This window comes from Streptomyces sp. NBC_01314, assembly GCF_041435215.1.
In the GTDB taxonomy this organism is placed as follows: domain Bacteria; phylum Actinomycetota; class Actinomycetes; order Streptomycetales; family Streptomycetaceae; genus Streptomyces.
Window position 1 is genome coordinate 6,970,000 of record NZ_CP108394.1, and the last position, 16,946, is coordinate 6,986,945.

The 16,946-nt window shown below is 72.6% G+C and carries 12 protein-coding genes; 7 read left to right on the forward strand and 5 right to left on the reverse strand.

Annotation, left to right across the window (positions count from 1 at the left end; translation table 11 throughout):
* Window positions 1–112: 112 nt before the first annotated feature.
* The 4 genes from OG622_RS30835 to OG622_RS30850 form a co-directional block, all read right to left on the reverse strand.
* The gene (locus OG622_RS30835; protein WP_371579881.1) at window positions 113–691 is read right to left on the reverse strand and encodes a phage tail protein; all 579 of its coding nucleotides are present in this window, start codon (window positions 689–691) and stop codon (window positions 113–115) included.
* A 100-nt stretch (window positions 692–791) separates the two neighbouring features.
* Window positions 792–1,199, reverse strand: coding sequence for a hypothetical protein (locus OG622_RS30840; protein ID WP_371579882.1), 408 nt, complete (start codon window positions 1,197–1,199; stop codon window positions 792–794).
* A 294-nt stretch (window positions 1,200–1,493) separates the two neighbouring features.
* Window positions 1,494–1,712, reverse strand: a complete 219-nt coding sequence (locus tag OG622_RS30845; RefSeq protein WP_371579883.1) for a hypothetical protein — start codon at window positions 1,710–1,712, stop codon at window positions 1,494–1,496.
* Complete coding sequence (locus OG622_RS30850) at window positions 1,712–2,494, reverse strand: hypothetical protein (RefSeq protein WP_371579884.1); 783 nt, start codon at window positions 2,492–2,494, stop codon at window positions 1,712–1,714. The genes OG622_RS30845 and OG622_RS30850 overlap by 1 nt, the downstream gene beginning before the upstream one ends.
* A gap of 359 nt (window positions 2,495–2,853) precedes the next feature.
* On the opposite strand from OG622_RS30850, the gene OG622_RS30855 reads away from it, so the two are divergent.
* Window positions 2,854–3,318, forward strand: a complete 465-nt coding sequence (locus OG622_RS30855) for a helix-turn-helix domain-containing protein (RefSeq protein WP_371579885.1) — start codon at window positions 2,854–2,856, stop codon at window positions 3,316–3,318.
* Window positions 3,319–3,821: 503 nt separating this feature from the next.
* The gene (locus OG622_RS30860; protein WP_371579886.1) at window positions 3,822–4,472 is read left to right on the forward strand and encodes a ScbR family autoregulator-binding transcription factor; all 651 of its coding nucleotides are present in this window, start codon (window positions 3,822–3,824) and stop codon (window positions 4,470–4,472) included.
* 321 nt (window positions 4,473–4,793) lie between these two features.
* Here the strand turns inward: OG622_RS30860 and OG622_RS30865 are convergent, their stop codons facing one another.
* A complete protein-coding gene (locus tag OG622_RS30865; RefSeq protein ID WP_371579887.1) occupies window positions 4,794–5,450 on the reverse strand; it encodes a ScbR family autoregulator-binding transcription factor in 657 nt (218 codons plus the stop codon).
* A 491-nt stretch (window positions 5,451–5,941) separates the two neighbouring features.
* Here OG622_RS30865 and OG622_RS30870 point away from each other — a divergent pair, with 491 nt between their 5' ends.
* From OG622_RS30870 to OG622_RS30890, 5 genes are all read left to right on the forward strand, one after another.
* Complete coding sequence (locus OG622_RS30870; RefSeq protein ID WP_371579888.1) at window positions 5,942–7,060, forward strand: ParB/RepB/Spo0J family partition protein; 1,119 nt, start codon at window positions 5,942–5,944, stop codon at window positions 7,058–7,060.
* 335 nt (window positions 7,061–7,395) lie between these two features.
* The gene (locus OG622_RS30875) at window positions 7,396–8,256 is read left to right on the forward strand and encodes a thioesterase II family protein (protein ID WP_371579889.1); all 861 of its coding nucleotides are present in this window, start codon (window positions 7,396–7,398) and stop codon (window positions 8,254–8,256) included.
* Complete coding sequence (locus OG622_RS30880) at window positions 8,253–12,170, forward strand: SDR family NAD(P)-dependent oxidoreductase (protein WP_371579890.1); 3,918 nt, start codon at window positions 8,253–8,255, stop codon at window positions 12,168–12,170. The genes OG622_RS30875 and OG622_RS30880 overlap by 4 nt, the downstream gene beginning before the upstream one ends.
* A 68-nt stretch (window positions 12,171–12,238) precedes the next feature.
* A complete protein-coding gene (locus OG622_RS30885) occupies window positions 12,239–13,153 on the forward strand; it encodes a hypothetical protein (protein ID WP_371579891.1) in 915 nt (304 codons plus the stop codon).
* 156 nt (window positions 13,154–13,309) lie between these two features.
* On the forward strand, window positions 13,310–16,945 hold the full coding sequence (locus OG622_RS30890; protein ID WP_371579892.1) for an amino acid adenylation domain-containing protein: 3,636 nt from the start codon (window positions 13,310–13,312) through the stop codon (window positions 16,943–16,945).
* Window position 16,946 lies beyond the last annotated feature (1 nt).

The window sequence follows — 16,946 nt, forward strand, 5'->3', positions numbered from 1 at the left end:
ACTCGCGTGGTGGGTGTGGTGACGGAGGTGGCGGGCGGGCCGGGGAAGGGGGAAGATCCCGGCCCGCCCGCCGGAGAGGCCACCGCCCGGGGGTGGGGCGGTGGCCGGTGGATCAGGAGGCCGTGCTGTACGCCGGGTCCTTCATCAGGAAGCTGGCCAGCGGCTTGGTGTTGTCGACCGACAGCGCGGTGAAGGTGACACCGAGCTTGATGGAGCCGGTGCGGGTCAGCGACAGCTCCTCGGTCTCGGTGACCTGGCCCCGCGAGACGACGAAGCGGTACGTGATGGCCGTCCCGTCGCTGAACTCGATGCCCAGGGCCTTCTCGTTGAACTTCGGGTCGGCGGACAGGTCGTACTTGTAGATGCCGGAGTTGGCGGCCGTCTCCGCGACGGCGTCACCGCCCATGAAGAACGGCAGGGTGTCCTCGTTCAGCTGGAGCAGCTGGAACTTCACCGTCAGGTCGCGGTCCGAGTAGATGAACCGGGCCGGGGACACGGACTGCCAGGTCTCGACCGGGTCGAGCTTGTCCTTCTTCGCCAGCTTGATGCCGTCCTGGGAGGTGTAGCCGAGGTCCTTCCAGCCGGCCGCCCACGCGGTGGCGACATCGGTCGGCGCGGTCGTCCCGACCGGGGCGACCAGAATCCGCCCGGTACCGGCGACACGGATCTCGTTGGCGTTGGTGCCTGCCATGCGTAACTCCTTGGGAGAGATGAATACAGAGGGGTATTGGTGCTGCTCTCACGTGCTGCGCTCGGGTGTTGCTCTCACGTGCTGCGCTCGGGTGTTGCTCTCAGGCGGGACGGACGTGCAGTCGGACGGTCGCGTAGTAGCGATTCGCGGCGGCCCGGTTCCAGTCCGGCAGCCAGCGGGGCCCATCCGCCTCGACCACATCCGCGACGTACGCCGTCCCGTACGACGTCCCCCGCAAGGCGAGCAGCGCGGAACGGACCGTCAGGGCGAGCGTGTGCGCCGCCGTCTTGGTGGGCCCGTAGACCTCGAAGTCCACGAGCGGCTGGTCCAGACGCAGGTCGTCCACCCAGGCCCCGCCGGCGCGGGAGACCAGGACGACCCGCTGTGTGCCGTCGAACCCGCCGGGCGGAACGTTGTCCACGGTCGCGGTGGAGAGTTCGGGGCGGTCGGTCAGGAAGTCGACGACGAGTCGTTCGACATCCGGGAAGGTGACCGTCGGATCGGCCACGGTGAGACCTCCCTTCTTGTGTCGGAGGTATGCGAAACGGCGGGGCCGTGTCCCTGGGGGCACAGCTCCGCCGCTGCACCAACTGTGACACGTTGCGAGCGCGCGCGCAACTAATTGTTCCCGCGGGTCTGTCGGACGGTCCCCGGACGCACGTCGCCCCACCACACCCGGAGGTGTGGCGGGGCGAAGACGTTCGGTGTGTGGAGACGCTCGGTGGGCGAGGTGTTCAGTGGGGGCGGACCTCGGTACTGCCGGTGGTCGGTGGGGGCGGACCTCGGTACTGCCGGTGTTCTCTCAGCCGCGTCGGGCACGCCCCCGCGTGGCCCGCTCCGCCGCGAACACGTCCTCCAGCCGGTAGAGATGGGTCCGCCCCTGCCGTCCGGTGGCCTCCAGATGGCCCAGCTGAACCCATTTCCGTACGGTCGCGGGGGCCACCCCCGCCTCGGTCGCCGCGGCGGCACCGGTCACCAGCGTGGGAGAGGAACCGGTCGGCCCCGCGAGGGAGTTCCCCATCAGGCGGCCCCCGCCGCGGCCGAGCCACGGGTTCCGCCGGTGTCGACCCGCCCAGCGATCTCGTCGGCGTCGATCAGCGCGGCTATCTCGTCCGCGTCGGCCCCCGCGTCCGCCGCGAGCTGCGCCCAGCCGGTCTCCGTCCAGCTGTGCCGGTGGGCGGTGTTGTCATCGCACGGGCACTCCTCGTCGGTGCAACGGCACCCGGGGTTGACGCACAGGACCGTGCGCCAGGCCGGCATGGCCCGCAGGGAGACCGAATCGCACCACGGGCAACGGCCGTTGACGCGGACCAGGGTCTCGGGGTCGCCGAGCGTACGGCCGCAGCGGCGGGCCATCCGGCGGCACTCGTCGAGGACGTGCCGGGCGAGTACGGGATCCCCGGCGGCATCGTCGAGCAGAGCGGCGATCCGGGACAGCCGCTGCGGTACGTCCGCGCGCGGGGGGCGGCCGAGCCCGAGTTTCTCCCGCACCGCCTCCTCCAGTTCGACCACCCCGTCGGTGATGTCCCGGACGGCGTCGGAGACATGGAGGCGGATCGGGGCGGCGCTCGTGCCCAGTGGGGCGAGACCGTGCTGTTCGCCGAGCAGTGCCTCGGCACGCTCCGCGGAGTCCCGTTCGCCCAGGGCGCGGAGCGCGCCCGTGCCCAGCGGTGGGCGGGAACGGGTCCCGGCGCCCGGCCGGCCAGGCGCCAACTCCCGCAGCAGCTCGGGGAACTGGCGCCGCAGGATGTCGATCCAGCGGGCGGCGCGGGCGGTGTGCTGGGCGGCGAGGCCTGAGGTCATGGTGGACACACTCCGATCTAGGGCAACCAGGAGCCTTCGGTGGCGGAAGTCGACCGACGGCAACCAAGAGCTGGGGCGGCGGCAACTGAAGGGAAAGGAGAGTCTCCTGTTGTTGCGAGCCCGCACACAGCTTCACATGTTGCGATCTCGCGCGCAACGGAGATCGAGGATCATCTCGACAGTCGGAGTGGAGGGGCGCCGAAAATCGGCCGACGGCCGGTTCGAGGCGGATCGAGGTCAGAACGCGGCCGGATTGACGAATGGCCCTCTCTGAACCTTTACTCGTGCGTGCGCGCAACTGCATAGTTCGCGTGCGCACGACCGTTAAGGTGGGGGGCAGCTGAGGGGAGCGTCCACACATGAAGAGCGATGCCGAACGCATCGACGAGTTCGCAGCCTGGATCGAAGGCGTGATGCGGGCGCGTGGGTACGACATCGACAGCCCGCGCGGCGGCGGCAAGACCAAACTCGCCGAGGACGCGGGGGTGCACCGGGCGGCCATCACCCGGCTGCTGCAACGCCAGAGCATGCCTGACCTGGAGACCATGCGGGGCCTGTCCCGCGCGCTCGGCATCCCGGTCCGGGATGTCCTGATCCGATCGGGCAAGCTGACCGAGCAGGATCTGCCTCAGGCCCCGGCGCCACCCGAGACCGGTACGGTCCCCGGCGACCAGGCGCTCTCCGCCGAACAGGCGGCGACCGCGCTCGGCATCCCGGAACACCTCCGGGCGGCCTTCGTGCAGATCACCGAACAGCTCAGACTCGGCACGGCCGCCGGCCCGGCGATCCCGGAGGCGGGCGCGGACGGGCAGGCGGGCACCTGAGTCGAACGCTCCCGGACGCCCGGCCCTCACGGGGGTGGGGTCTGGCGTCGGACGGGAAGCAGCTCCACCGAGGGGGCGGCGCACTGCGCCGGCCCCTGTTTCGTGTGCCGGGCCGGTTGCGGTGCCCGGCGGAGACGCGGCGCGGAGGTGACGCGGCGCGGAGGTGACGCGGCCCCGGGCAACGGCGCCCGACCAGGACCGCGGCCACGACGCTGTTGGTAGCCCACAGGGTGGTGGCGGCCAGAAGCGCGGAGGTGAGGGCGGTGGCCGGGATGAGCGTGGCGCAGGGCCAACGGTCGCCGAGGCGCCCTCCGAAAGAGGTGCCGACCGGCGCGCCGATGCCGAAGCCGAGCATCGCCGGCGGGATTGATGGAAAGGCCATCTAGAAACCGCGAGGACGGTTTGATAATCTGGTTCACGCGAGGGAATGGACGGAAGGGTCCGGCGGGGGGTCCCGAGCACATAGATCCACACAGGTCCCCTGCGTAGTGACGGAGCGCCCCATGGCCAAACAGGAGCGCGCGGTGCGCACGCGCAACGCGCTGATCGAGTCCGCTGCCGAGCTGTTCGACCGGGACGGTTTCGAGACGGCGTCCCTCGCCATGATCAGTGCCCGGGCCGGGGTGAGCAGCGGGGCGCTGCGGTTCCACTTCGCCGGCAAGGCGGATCTCGCCGACGCGGTCGGCCGGGCGGCGGCCGTGCGCCTCGACCGGATCACCGTCCAGGAGGCCGAGGACACCCTCCAGACACTCATCGACGCCACCTACGCCCTCGTCGGCGGCCTCGGCCACGACACCGTCCTGCGTGCCGGGTTCGACCTGAGCGACGGGCTCGGCCGGGCGGGTGCGGGGGTGCGCCGGGCCTGGCAGGAGTGGGTCGAGGACGTGCTGGCGCGGGCCGCCGCGGAGGGCGCCCTCGCGCGTGGTGTCTCCGCCGAGGACGCGGCGGTCGTCGTCGTCGCGGCGACCGCCGGGCTCGAATCCCTCGGCCGCCGCGACCCCCGCTGGCTCTCCCCCGACTCCCTCGCCCGCTTCTGGCGGCTGCTGCTGCCGCGCCTGGCCCGTACGTCGGCGCTGCACACACTGGTGCCGTCGGGGACGGGGACGGGGACGGGGACCGGCGCCGACGGCACTGGCCCGCGGGGCGTCGGCTGACAGGGGGCCGTGTCAAGCCGCCGAGGATGAGGGCGGGGCGAGGGCGAGGGCGAAACCGGGGCGAGGCCGAGGCCGAGGCCGAGGCCGAAGGCGAGGGGCTTCGTCACCGGGACGCCTCTGCCCAGCCGTTCAGGTCCGGTTTTCGGGGCCGACCATCGGGGCCGACCATCGGGGCCGACCATCGGGTCCGGCTCTGCCTGGTCCGGCTCATGCCCGGTCCGCTCATGCCCGGTCCGCTCATGCCCGGTCCGGCTCCGCCGTGCCTGCGCACCCAGCTCCCCGCAGGGCCTCTGCGTAACGATGGCGTCCCCAGGGGTCGAGTCAGAGCCTCGGCGCGGGTGTTCCCGGGCCGGTCCACCGTGTGCCGCCCGGTGACAGGGTTGCGAGGGCCTCGGGTGTGGCCAGGCGGGGGAGGACGAGTTCCCAGAAGCGGGTGAGGGCGGGGCGGGAGAGCCACTCGGGGTCGGTGCGGCCGAGCACTTCGAGGCCGGTGGTGGCCGCGACGAGGGAGGCGATGGCGTCGGCGCGGGAGACACCGTCGGCGAGGAGCCCCTCCCGCTTCGCCTCCGTGAGCAGTCGGTGCACGCAAGTCCCCCACTCGCGGCTCAGGTCCAGGTCCAGATGGGTACGGCACGCCTCGTCGTCGCTCAGTCGCGAGCCGGCCCGGGCCACCACGTCGCGGCGCAACCGGTCGGCCAGGGCGTGCGAGGCGTCGGTCAGGCGTTGCAGGGGGTCGAGTCCGGGGCGCCGGGTCGCCACGTGGGCCGCCCGGCGCAGACTTTCGGCGGCCGCCGCCTGGACCGTCACGGCCACGGCCGCCTTGTTGGCGAAGTGGAAGTGCAGGGCGCCGGGGGTGACCGCCGCGCCCGCGCTGATGTCCGCCAGTTTCGCCTGTGCGTACCCGTGCCGCTCGAAGACCTCCGCCGCCGAGCGGACGAGCGAGTGGCGGGTGCGCAGGGCGCGTTCCTGCTTCAGCACGGTGGCTCCTCCGGGTGACATCGCAGGGTTGGGGTTTCATAAAACCAACCGAACGGTTTCTTTTCTACCCTGCGGTCTTTCCTGTCCAGCCTGTCCAGTGCGGGTCGTGCGGGCACCCTCGACGTCGCGCGGCACGGCCGGAAGCGTGCAGGCGCCTACCTGTCGGGAAAGCGTCAAGCCAGAGTATTGCAAACCAGGAGCGCGGTATGTTTTCCTTGAGGGGAAGTCGACGGGCAGGGGGCGAACCCTGAAGGGAGCCATCCTGTTCTGTGGCAAAACGGACTCCCGCAGTCGCGCCTACATCCCCCGGGGCGCGGCTGCGGGCTTTTTGCGTGCATTTATCCGCGTGATCGGTGGCGCTTCGGGCCGGGAAACCGGCCGACGCGGGGGGTAAAAAAATCCGCGAGGCTGGTATGTTTCTGGCGACGGTTGAGAGGGCCGCAGGGGAACGCGCGCTGTGGCCCGCCCGTACGGGGAGGAGCGAACACGTCATGAACGTCTCAGGCGCTCACGCCGAAACCACTGACCGCCGGGAGGGGCCCAGGCCGGGGCTGCGTCTGGCCGTCGCGGCGGGCATCGAGGCGCCGCCCTCCGGCGCCGCACACACCGAGGACCGGAGTGGTCCGTCCGGCGACCGGAGCGGTCCGGTCGGCGACCGGAGCCGGGCGCGGCGGACCGCGGTCGTGGACATCGACTCGCTCCGCGCGTCCGACTCACCGCGCCTCGGCGGCGAGAACGGCGACCATGCGCGGATGCTCGCCGAGCAGGAGGAGCCGCTGCCGCCGGTCCTGGTGCATCACCCGTCGATGCGGGTCATCGACGGTATGCACCGGCTCGCCGCGGCCCGGCTGCGCGGGACCACGACCATCGAGGTCGAGTACTTCGACGGCGACGAGGGCGAGGTCTTCGCTCTGTCCGTCGAACTGAACATCGCACACGGCCTCCCGCTGTCCCAGGCCGACCGCGCGGCCGCCGCCGAGCGCATCCTCACAACCCACCCCTACTGGTCCGACCGCCGCGTCGCCACCAACGCGGGGCTCGCGCCCAGCACGGTCGCGTCGATCCGACGCCGTTCAACGGGCCGAAGCGACCAGTTGAACGCTCCCCGGGTCGGGCGGGACGGCCGGGTACGGCCGTTGCAGGCGACCGAGGGCAGGCTGCGGGCCAGCCAGGTCATCGCCGCGAACCCGACCGCGTCGCTCCGCGAGATCGCCGCGCGGGCCGGGATCGCCACCGCCACGGCCAAGGATGTCCGGGACCGAATACGCAGGGGGCAGGACCCCGTTCCCCAGGCTCAGCCGGTCAAGCCGCGCGTCGCTCCGCGGGAGGAGCCGGGGCGGGGGGCCGGCGGCCGGGACACCTCGCACATGTCGGCGGCGGCCATCGGGCTGATCCTGCCGAACCTTCGCAAGGATCCGTCGCTGCGGACGGAGGCGGGGCGGATGTTGTTGCAGATGCTCGGCATGCACTCGATCGGGGACGAGGCGAGGTGGCGGCGGCTCGCGCAGAGTGTCCCGGGGCATCGGGCGCCGGTGCTGGCGCAGGCAGCGAGGCGTTGTGCGGACCATTGGCTGCGGTTGGCCAACGAGCTGGAGATGCGGCGGGGTTGATTCCTTTCGCCGGGCCGCCGTGGGGGTTCCTTCTCGGATGGCGACCGCGGGTTGGTCGTGGCTGGTCGCGCCCACGGGGCGGAGCCGCATATCGATATGGCCCCGCGCCCCTGTAGGGCGCGGCTGCACGTGACATGGATTCCCGATGCGTCCTTTCCGGGGCGTCATTTCGAAGAGCACCTTCTTCGGACATTGTCTTCAGACACCGTCTTCAAACACCGTCTTCAAACACCGTCTTCAAACACCTTCTTCGAGCGCCTTCTTCGAGCACTTCGAAAACCTTCTTCGAGTACTTCGAGCACCTTTTTTGAAGCACCTTCTTATGGAGGAACCCAATGAGTGATCACAGTCCCGATCTCGTGGTCGAGACCCCCTGGATATGGCGGGCCCGGCGGCCCCGGGCCCGGCTGCGGCTCATCTGCTTTCCGCATGCGGGGGCCGGGGCCGGGGCCTACGGCGAGTGGGCCCGGCTGTTGCCGTCGGAGATCGAGCTGGCCGCCGTCCAGTTGCCGGGGCGGCAGAACCGGATCGCGGAGGACCCGGTGACCGAGGTGGGGCCGCTGGTGAAGGTGCTGACGCAGGCGCTGCGGCCGGTGCTGGACGGGGACTTCGCCTTCTTCGGGCACTCGGGGGGCGCGGCACTGGCGTACGAGGTGGCCAAGGCGCTGCGGGAGAAGGGCGGGCCCCGGCCCAGCCAGCTGTTCCTGTCGGCGCAGCCCGCGCCCGGCACCGTCGGCCGGGTTCCGGTGATGCACACCCTCTCCGACGAGGAACTCGGTGCCGAGGTCGTGCGCCTGGGCGGGATCGAGCCCGAGATCGCCGAGGACGAGGAGGTCATGGAGGGGCTGTTGCCCACGCTGCGGGCCGACTTCTCGCTGTGGGAGCGGCACCAGGTGCGTCCGGGGGCGGCACTGGACACCCCCATCACCGTGCTCAGCGGTGACGCGGACCCCAGGGCGCCGAAGGACACCCTCTACGGGTGGGCCGCGCACACCACCGGTGCCTTCCGCACCCGGTTCTACCCGGGCGGCCACTTCTACTTCCTCGACGATCCGACCGAGTTGGTCGCCTACATCGGCCAGGCGCTCGGCAGTCAATCCCTCGGTGGCCAGGCCCTCGGCGGCCGGTCCCACGGCAGCCAGACCCACGCCGGCACGTCCAGCCCGGCGACCGAACTCGCGGGGAGCGCGCGATGACCCACATACCCGACCCCACCCCCACCCCCACCCCCGACCCCACCCCCGGCCTCGACCCCACCGTCGCCGCCCGCCTCGCCGCCGCGACCCGAGCGGTACCGGGGGTTCGCGACGCGGCCGTCGTCGTACGACAGGGGGCGCGAACCGTCGACGGTGACGGGGGCGGCATGCCGGCGGCGTCCGCCGAGCCCACCGGCGCCGAGTCCGTCCCGGCCGGTGTGCCGTCCGTCGACCGGCCCTCCTCCGAGACCTTCGGCGGCGAGTTGCGCATCCCGGACGGGGCGCCCATGACCCTGCAGGAAGGGTTGCGCCAGGCCGCCGAACTCGCTCCCGAGCAGGGGACCCTGTATCTGCGCAAGGGCAGCGAGCCCGACCTGCAGACGTACGCCGAGCTGCTCGTGGAGGCCGAGCGGGTCCTCGCCGGGCTCCGGGCCGCGGGGCTCACCCCCGGTGACGCGGCGCTCTTCCAGTTCGAGGACCACCGGGCGTACATGACCGCCTTCTGGGCCTGTGTGCTCGGCGGGTTCGTCCCGACACCGGTGGCCGTGGCGACGACGTACGGGAGCCACAACGAGACGAACCGCAAGCTGTACAACGCGTGGCGGCTGCTCGACCGGCCGGTACTCCTCACGGACCGGGCCACCGCGCCGGCGCTCGCCGCGCTGCACGGGCTGTGGGAGGAGCCGGACCTCAGGATCCTCCGGGTCGACGAACTGACCGGCCACGAGCGGGACTCCGACTGGTACGCGACCACCCCGGACTCCCCGGTGATCAACCTCCTCACCTCGGGCAGCACCGGCGTCCCCAAGTGCGTGCGGCACACCAACGCCTCCGTCGCCGCGCGGGAGTGGGCGGTGATCCAGGCGCGGGGCTACACCGGCGAGGACGTCAGCCTCATCTGGATGCCGCTCGACCACGTGACGATGGTCTATTACAACGTCCGCGACATGTTCCTGCGGTGCCGCCATGTCAACGGACGCATCGACGACGTCCTCGGCGATCCGCTGCTCTGGCTGGACTGGATCGACCGGTACGGCGTGACCAACACCTGGGCGCCGAACTTCGCGTACAACCTGGTCAACGAGTGCGCCGAGGAGATCGGCCGGCGCGGCTGGGACCTGTCGCGGATGCGGGAGTTCGTCAACGCGGGCGAACCCGTGGTCGCCGCCACCAGCCACCGCTTCCTGGAACTGCTCGCCCCGCACGGGCTGCGGGCCGACGCGATGGTGCCGTGCTGGGGGATGTCGGAGACCTGCTCGGGCGTCACGTACACACGGCAGAGCCGGGACGACCGAGAGCTGGGGACGGCCGTCGTCTCGCAGGCCTCGCTCGACGGGGATCTGGTCTACCGGACGTCGGGCCGCAAGGGCGCCGACGCCGTCGCGTTCACCGAGGTCGGCGGCCCCGTCCCCGGTGTCACCATCCGCGTCGTCGACGACCAGGGGCGGACGCTGCCGCGGGACCGGGTCGGGGAGCTGCAGATCCGCGGTGTGACGATGCTGCGGCACTACCACGGCAACGCGGAGGCCAACCGGGAGGCGTTCACCGAGGACGGCTGGTTCCGGACCGGTGACCTCGCCTTCGTGCGCGACGGGTCGCTGGTGATCGCCGGGCGGAAGAAGGACCAGATCATCGTGCGGGGCGCCAACTTCGTCGCGCACGAGCTGGAGAGCGTCGTCGAGCAGGTCGAGGGTGTGCGTGTCACGTTCTCGGCGGCGGCCGGGGTGCGTGAACCGGGCGAGGGGTCCGACCGGCTGGTGATCTTCTTCGTGCCGACGCGGTGGGACGCCGAGACGCTCGCGCGGACCTTCCAGGACGTACGGGCCGCGCTGGTACGGGAGGCCGGGATCGCCCCGGACGTGGTCGTGCCCGTCACGGACGCCGAGTTCCCGAAGACGGCGAGCGGGAAGATCCAGCGGGCCGCGCTCGTCGCCGACCTGCGGGCCGGCCGGTTCGCCGACCGCATCGCCGACGAGGAGGACACGGAGGAGTCCGGCACGTGGTTCTTCCGGCGGCAGTGGTCGCGGCTGCCCGCGGCCCAGGCCCCGGCCGACAGCGGGTCCTCCCGGCTCGTGTTCTCCGCCGACTGCGGTACGCGGGTCGTGTTCGCCGAGGAGGGACAGCTCGCCGCACTCGGGCTCGACGACGAGCCCGCGGTGGTCGTCGGCAGGGGCCGGTCCTTCGCCGAGGTGGACCTCGACCGGTACCGGGTCGCGCCCGGAGACCCCGAGGACCTGCGGCGCGTCCTCACCGACGTCACCGCGCACTACGGGCCCATCGACTCGGTGGTGTTCGCCTGGCCGCTGGACGGCAAGGACGCCGAGCCCGCCGCCCGGCTCACCGCCCTCAGCACGCAACTCGCCGCGCTGACGGGCGTACTGGACGAGTTCGGCGCCCCGCTGCTGCTCGTCCTCACCGAGGGCGCGGTCCATGTGCGGCCCGGCGACCGCGTCGACCTCGGCGTGTGCGCCCTGCCGGGGCTGGTCCGTACGGCGGCCGCCGAGAACCCGCTGATCACCGTGCGCCAGCTCGATCTGCCCGCCGACCGCGCGCAGTGGCCGCGTGCGGTGCGTACCGAACTCGCCGACCCGACCCACGCCGGAGTGGTCGCCGCCCGCGAGGGGCTGCGCTGGCAGCCCAGGCTGCGCGCGGTCCACGAGGAGACGGAGGCCCGGGCCGTGCCGCCGCTGGTGGCCGGCGGGCTGTACCTGGTCACCGGCGGTCTCGGCGGTATCGCGAGCGACCTCGCCGGGTATCTGCTGGCCGCCTACGGCGCCCGGCTGCTGCTGGTGGGCCGGTCGCCCGCCGAGGGCGACAGGGCGGCCCGGCTGAAGGACCTCACCGAACTCGGCGAGGTCACCTACCGGCAGGCCGACATCACCGACCGGCAGCAGCTGGAGTCCGTGGTGGCCGCCGCCGAGCAGCGCTGGGGGCGCCCGCTGGACGGCGTACTGCACCTGGCCGCCGCCGATGTCTCGGAGCAGTGGAAGAACCTCGAACGGCACACGCTGGCCCGGGAGTCCGAGGACGGCTTCCGCGCCCAGTACGCGGCCAAGGTCGCGGGCAGCCTCGCCCTCGCGGACGTCCTGGAGAGCCGGCCGGAGGCCTCGCTGGTCCTCTTCGGATCGGTCAACGGCGAGTTCGGCGGCCACTCCTTCGGCGCCTACTCCGCCGCCAACGCCTTCCTCGTGGGCTTCGCCGACCACTGGCACCACGAGCGTGGCCGGGACGTGCGCTGCCTGGCCTGGAGCATGTGGGACGACATCGGCATGAGCCAGGGCCGCTCCACGGCACCCGCCCGCCTGCGCGGCTTCCGCGCGATCGACGCGGAGCGGGGCCTGCGCTGCTTCCTCACGGCCACGGCACTGCCGTACCCGTACCAGCTCATCGGCCTCGACGCGCGGAACCCGGTGATCGTGGGCGAGCTGGCGCCGGACGAGCTGAGCGTGCGCGAGGTGCTCGTGGCCTACACCTCGGACGGTGCCGACCCGGCCGCCGTCCACGCGGCGCTCGCGCCGGCCCTGGCCGAACTCCCCGTCCCGGTACGGCTGATGGAGGTCACCCGCATCCCCAAGGACGGCAGCGGGGCCATCGACACGACCCAACTGCTGCTCGACATGGCGCCACGCCGGGCGGCCCTCGGCAGGCGCAGGCACACCGCGCCGGAAGGAGAGCTGGAGCAGCGGATCGCCGCGATCTGGTCCGACGTCCTCGGGCAGAAGACCGTCGGCCGCGACGAGTCCTTCTTCGACCTCGGCGGCAACTCCCTGCGCGCCACCCGCCTGCTGGCCCGCGTCGGCTCCGAACTCGCCGTCCGGCTGAGCACGCACGAGCTGTACGAGAGTCCGACGGTCGAGGGCATGGCGGCGAGGGTGGCGGCGGGAGCGCCGACAGCCGCGGGAGCCGGCCAGTGACCCGGCCGGCGCCCCGACCGGGCCCGACACCCACACCGGGGACGTCCCTGGGGGCTTCCGCGCCGGGAGTGCCTCCACGGGCTTCCGCGCCGGGGTCGGCCGAGCTGGTACCCCCGTCGCGTTCGGCCGCGTCCGTACTCGCGGCGGCGCCCACGCTGATCGCCGCTCCCGGCACCGGGCCGCTTCAGCTCGTCGTGCATCTGGCCGGGTGGGTCGACGCGGTTCGGATGCGTACGGCCGTCAAGTCGCTCCTCGGCCGGAACGGCTCGACGCCGCTCTGGCGGGAGCTGGATCTCGGTGTCCTGACCATCGGAGAGCGCACCGACGCCCTGGACGCCCTCCTCGCGGCGGGCCGCAGGAGCGTCGGCTCCCCCGGCCCCGAGGTGCGGGCCGTGCTCGTCCGACTGGCCTGGGAACGGCACCTGCTGGTGCTCACCGCACGGCATCCGCACCTCGACGAGGGCACGCTGCGTGCGCGGCTGAGGGACCTGCTGCGCGCGTACGCCGGCGCGGGCATGGTCCGGTCCAGCGGCGGGGAGCCGCCGGTCGAGGAGACCGTGGTGCCGCTGTCCGCGGCGGACGCCGGACGGCTCACCCTGCGCGCGCTCGGGCTCGGCGTGGACCTGGAGACGGTCGTACGCGGCGCCTGGACGGCGGTCCTCGCGGGCGGGGCCGGGCGCCGGGAGGCGGTCCTCGGCGTCCCCGGCCTCGGCACCCCGGGGCCCGGTCCCGCCGGGCGGGTCACGGTCACCGGGGTCCGGGCCATCCACCACGGGCAGCCACCGCTGACTCTCGTCATGCGCGCCGACCCGGGGCCGCTGGAGCTGCGGCTGCGCGGCCAGCGGGGGCTGTTCGGCCCCGGGCCGGCGACGGACACCGCGGACCGGTTGGCCGGGGTGTTGAGGCGGATCGCGGCCGGTTCCCGGGCAGAGCTCCCACCCGTGGGTGAATTCCAGCTCCAGCTCGCCCGATCGGTCATCTGAACAGGCTTGTTGGGCAATGTCGGCGACCTTAGGGTCGTTGGTGAATCCCATTCTTTCGGAATTACTTTCCTTTCCCTCCGTTCGTGAAATGCCCGGACGGTATCTGTATCCCCTTGTCAATTCAGGCAATATCCAGTGAGAGAAGAGGTGTGGAAATTGACCGGCCAACAGCGCTCCCCGGAGGTGGAGTCGGCCCGTCGGACAGTCGGCGCCGAACGCGCCCTGGTTCTGGAGGAGTTCAACGACACCGGCCGTGAGCTGCCGGTCACCGCACTCGTCGCGCCCTTCGAGGAGCAGGTCCGGCGCACCCCGGACGCGACGGCCCTGGTCTTCGGCACCGAGACACTGACGTACGCCGAGTTCAACGCCCGCGCCAACCGGCTGGCCCACCACCTTGCCGCCCTCGGCGTCCGCCCCGGCACTCCGGTCGCCGTCGCCGTGCCCCGCTCCCTGGAACTCCTGGTCACCCTGGTCGCCGTGGTGAAGGCGGGCGGCGCCTATCTGCCGCTGGACCCCGACTACCCGGCCGACCGGCTCGCCTACATGCTGGAGCACACGGGCCCGGCCTGCGTGGTCGCGGACACCGCCGGGCGGGTGCCGGTACCGGAGGGCATCACCGTCGTCGCACTCGACGAGGACGGGCCCGCCGTGGACGGCCGCCCGGCCACCGATCCCGCGCCGCCGGTCACCCCCGGCCACCCGGCGTACATCATCTTCACCTCGGGCTCCACCGGCCGCCCCAAGGGTGTCGTCGTCCCGCACTCGGCGATCGACAACCGGCTGCGGTGGATGCAGGCGGAGTACCCGCTCACCGCCGGCGACCGGGTGCTGCAGAAGACGCCGTCCGGGTTCGACGTGTCCGTGTGGGAGTTCTTCTGGGCGCTGCGGGAAGGGGCGGCGATCGTCATCGCGGAGCCCGGCGGTCACAAGGACCCGGCGTATCTCGCGCGGACGATCCGCGAACAGTCCGTGACCACCTGCCACTTCGTGCCGTCGATGCTCCAGGTGTTCCTCGCCGAGCCCGAGGCCGCCGGATGCACCGGCCTGCGTCAGGTGTTCTGCTCCGGCGAGGCACTGCCGCGCGAGGCGGTGCGGGAGTTCGGGCGGCTGCTGCCGGGCGTGGAACTGCACAACCTGTACGGGCCGACCGAGGCCGCCGTCGACGTGACGTACCACCCCTGCGACACCGGCGCGGACGGGCCCGTACCCATCGGGAAGCCCGTGTGGAACACCCGGCTGTACGTCCTCGACGCCGGGCTGCGGCCCTGCGGGGTCGGCGAGTCCGGAGAGCTGTACCTCGCGGGCGCCCAGCTGGCCAGCGCCTACCTGGGGCGGCCGGAGATCACCGCCGACCGGTTCCTGGCCGACCCCTACGGGCCGGCGGGGGAGCGGATGTACCGCACCGGCGACCTCGCGCGGTGGACGGCGGACGGCGAGGTCGAGTACCTCGGGCGCACCGACCACCAGATCAAGCTGCGCGGGCTGCGCATCGAGCTCGGCGAGATCGAGTCCGTGCTGCTGGCCCACCCTGCCGTACGGCAGGCCGCGGTCGTCGCCCACGAGGGCCGGCAGCTGGTCGCCTATCTGGTGGCGGACGGGGGCCCTGCCGTCGAGCCGCGGGCCCCGGGCGCCGAAGGAGTGACGGCCGACGGGCTGAAGGCCCTGGCCGCCGAGCGGCTGCCCGAGTTCATGGTCCCGGCCGCCTTCGTGTTCCTGGACGCGCTGCCCCTCTCGCCCAACGGCAAGCTCGACCGCAAGGCGCTGCCCGCACCGGTCTTCGACGGCGGGGAGTACCGGGAGCCGGAGGGCGAGCGGGAGCGGATCCTCGCCGAGGTGTACGCCGAGGTGCTGGGCCTCGACCGGGTCGGCGCCGACGACGACTTCCTCACGATCGGCGGTGACTCGCTCCGCTCGGTCAGGGTGGTGGCTCTGGCCCGTACCCGGGGTCTGGAGATCACCCAGCGGCAGCTGCTCACGCACCGGACCGTGGCCCGGCTCGCCCCGCACGCGGGCACGCCCACCGAGACGTACGGGGACGTGTCCGGGCCGCTGGTCTCCCTGGGCGACGAGGACCTGGCGGCCTTCCGTGAGCGCCACCCGAACCTGTCCGACGTGTGGCCGCTGACCCCGATGCAGTCCGGGATGCTGTTCGAGTCGATGCTCAGCGACAGTGGCTACGACGCGTACCGCATGCAGTCCGTGTTCACGTTCGCCGGCCGCGTCGACCCCGGGCGGATGCGGGCCGCCGGACAGGCCCTCCTCGACCGCCACTCCGCCCTGCGCGCGGCCTTCGCCCCCGACACGTCCGGCGATCTGGTCCAGCTGGTGGTGGACGGCGTCGAACTCCCCTGGCGGGAGCTGGACTTCAGGACCCTGGTGCCCGAGGAGCGGGAGGCGGCCTTCGAGCGCTTCCTCGCCGGGGACCAGACCGAGCCCTTCGACCTCGCCACCCCGCCGCTGCTGCGTATGACGCTCGTCCGGCTGGGCGCCGAGCGGGCCGCGCTCGTCCTCACCCTGCACCACGCCCTGCTCGACGGCTGGTCCGAGCCGGTCCTCGCCCAGGACCTGCTCCGCCTCTACGCGACCGGGGGCGACCCCGCGTCCGTCCCGCCGGTCCGCGGTTTCCGCGACCACCTCGCGTGGCTGGCCCGGCGGGACGAGCGGAGCGCGGCCGAGGCCTGGGCCGCCGAACTGGCCGGCGTGGACCGTCCCACGCTGCTGGGCGGCACGGCGGTCGCCCGCGACGAGGTGTCCGGCTCCGAGGCCGGCACGACGGACGTGCCGCTGACGGACGAGGAGGCCGAGCGGCTCGTGCGGCGGGCCGCCGAACTGGGCGTCACCCTCAACACGCTCGTGCAGGGCGCCTGGGCCGTCGTCCTCGGCAGGCTCACCGGACGCGACGACGTGCTGTTCGGCGCCACCGTCTCCGGCCGGCCGCCGGGGCTGCCCGGGGTCGAGTCGATGGTCGGGCTGTTCATCAACACCCTGCCGGTACGCGTGCGGTACAACCCCGAGGACGGCCTCGGCGCGCTGCTGACCGGTCTCCAGGAGCGGCAGACCGAGCTGCTCGACCACCACCACCAGCCCCTGAGCGGCCTGTACGAGGCCACCGGCCTGGGCGTTCTCTTCGACACCCTGCTCGTCTACCAGGCGTTCCCCGTCGACGAGTCCGGTCTCGCCGAGGCCTCCGCCGACGCCCGCCTGACCCTCGCCGGGACGCGCTCGCTCGGCGGCTCCAACTATCCGCTGACCCTGATCGCCGAGACCGACCCGCGGCTGCGGCTGACGTTCCAGTACCGGCGTGGTGTCTTCGACGAGGACACCGCCGACCGGGTCGCCACCGGCCTGCGCACGGTGCTGCTGGCGCTGGCCGTCGACCCGGAGCGGCCGGTGGGCACGCTGGACCTCGGCGCACCGGTCGTCGCCGCGGCGGAGACGACCGTGCCGCATCCGGCGGTGCCCACCGGGGACGGCGCCCCGCCCACCACGGGACAACAGGCCCTGTGCGCCCTGTTCGGGGACGTCCTCGGCGTCGAGCCCGACCGGATCGGCGTCCACGACAACTTCTTCAACCTGGGCGTGACCTCGCTGCTGGCGACCCGCCTCAAGAGCCGCATCCGCAAGCAGCTCGGCGCCGAGGTCTCCATCAAGACGATCTTCTCCAGCCCCACGGTCGCCCAACTCGCCGACCACATCGCCGCCGCCCCCGCCTCACCCGCCGCACCCGGATCCGCCGGATCCCCCGCGTCCAGCCCGAGCAGGCCCCGTCTGCGCAGAATGAACAAGGAGTAGT

Coding starts and splice junctions, on each gene's coding strand:
- OG622_RS30855 (WP_371579885.1), top strand. CDS start 2,854: ATGAAGAGCGATGCCGAACGCATCGACGAGTTCGCAGCCTGGATCGAA.
- OG622_RS30845 (WP_371579883.1), bottom strand. CDS start 1,712: ATGGGGAACTCCCTCGCGGGGCCGACCGGTTCCTCTCCCACGCTGGTG.
- OG622_RS30875 (WP_371579889.1), top strand. CDS start 7,396: ATGAGTGATCACAGTCCCGATCTCGTGGTCGAGACCCCCTGGATATGG.
- OG622_RS30835 (WP_371579881.1), bottom strand. CDS start 691: ATGGCAGGCACCAACGCCAACGAGATCCGTGTCGCCGGTACCGGGCGG.
- OG622_RS30880 (WP_371579890.1), top strand. CDS start 8,253: ATGACCCACATACCCGACCCCACCCCCACCCCCACCCCCGACCCCACC.
- OG622_RS30850 (WP_371579884.1), bottom strand. CDS start 2,494: ATGACCTCAGGCCTCGCCGCCCAGCACACCGCCCGCGCCGCCCGCTGG.
- OG622_RS30860 (WP_371579886.1), top strand. CDS start 3,822: ATGGCCAAACAGGAGCGCGCGGTGCGCACGCGCAACGCGCTGATCGAG.
- OG622_RS30870 (WP_371579888.1), top strand. CDS start 5,942: ATGAACGTCTCAGGCGCTCACGCCGAAACCACTGACCGCCGGGAGGGG.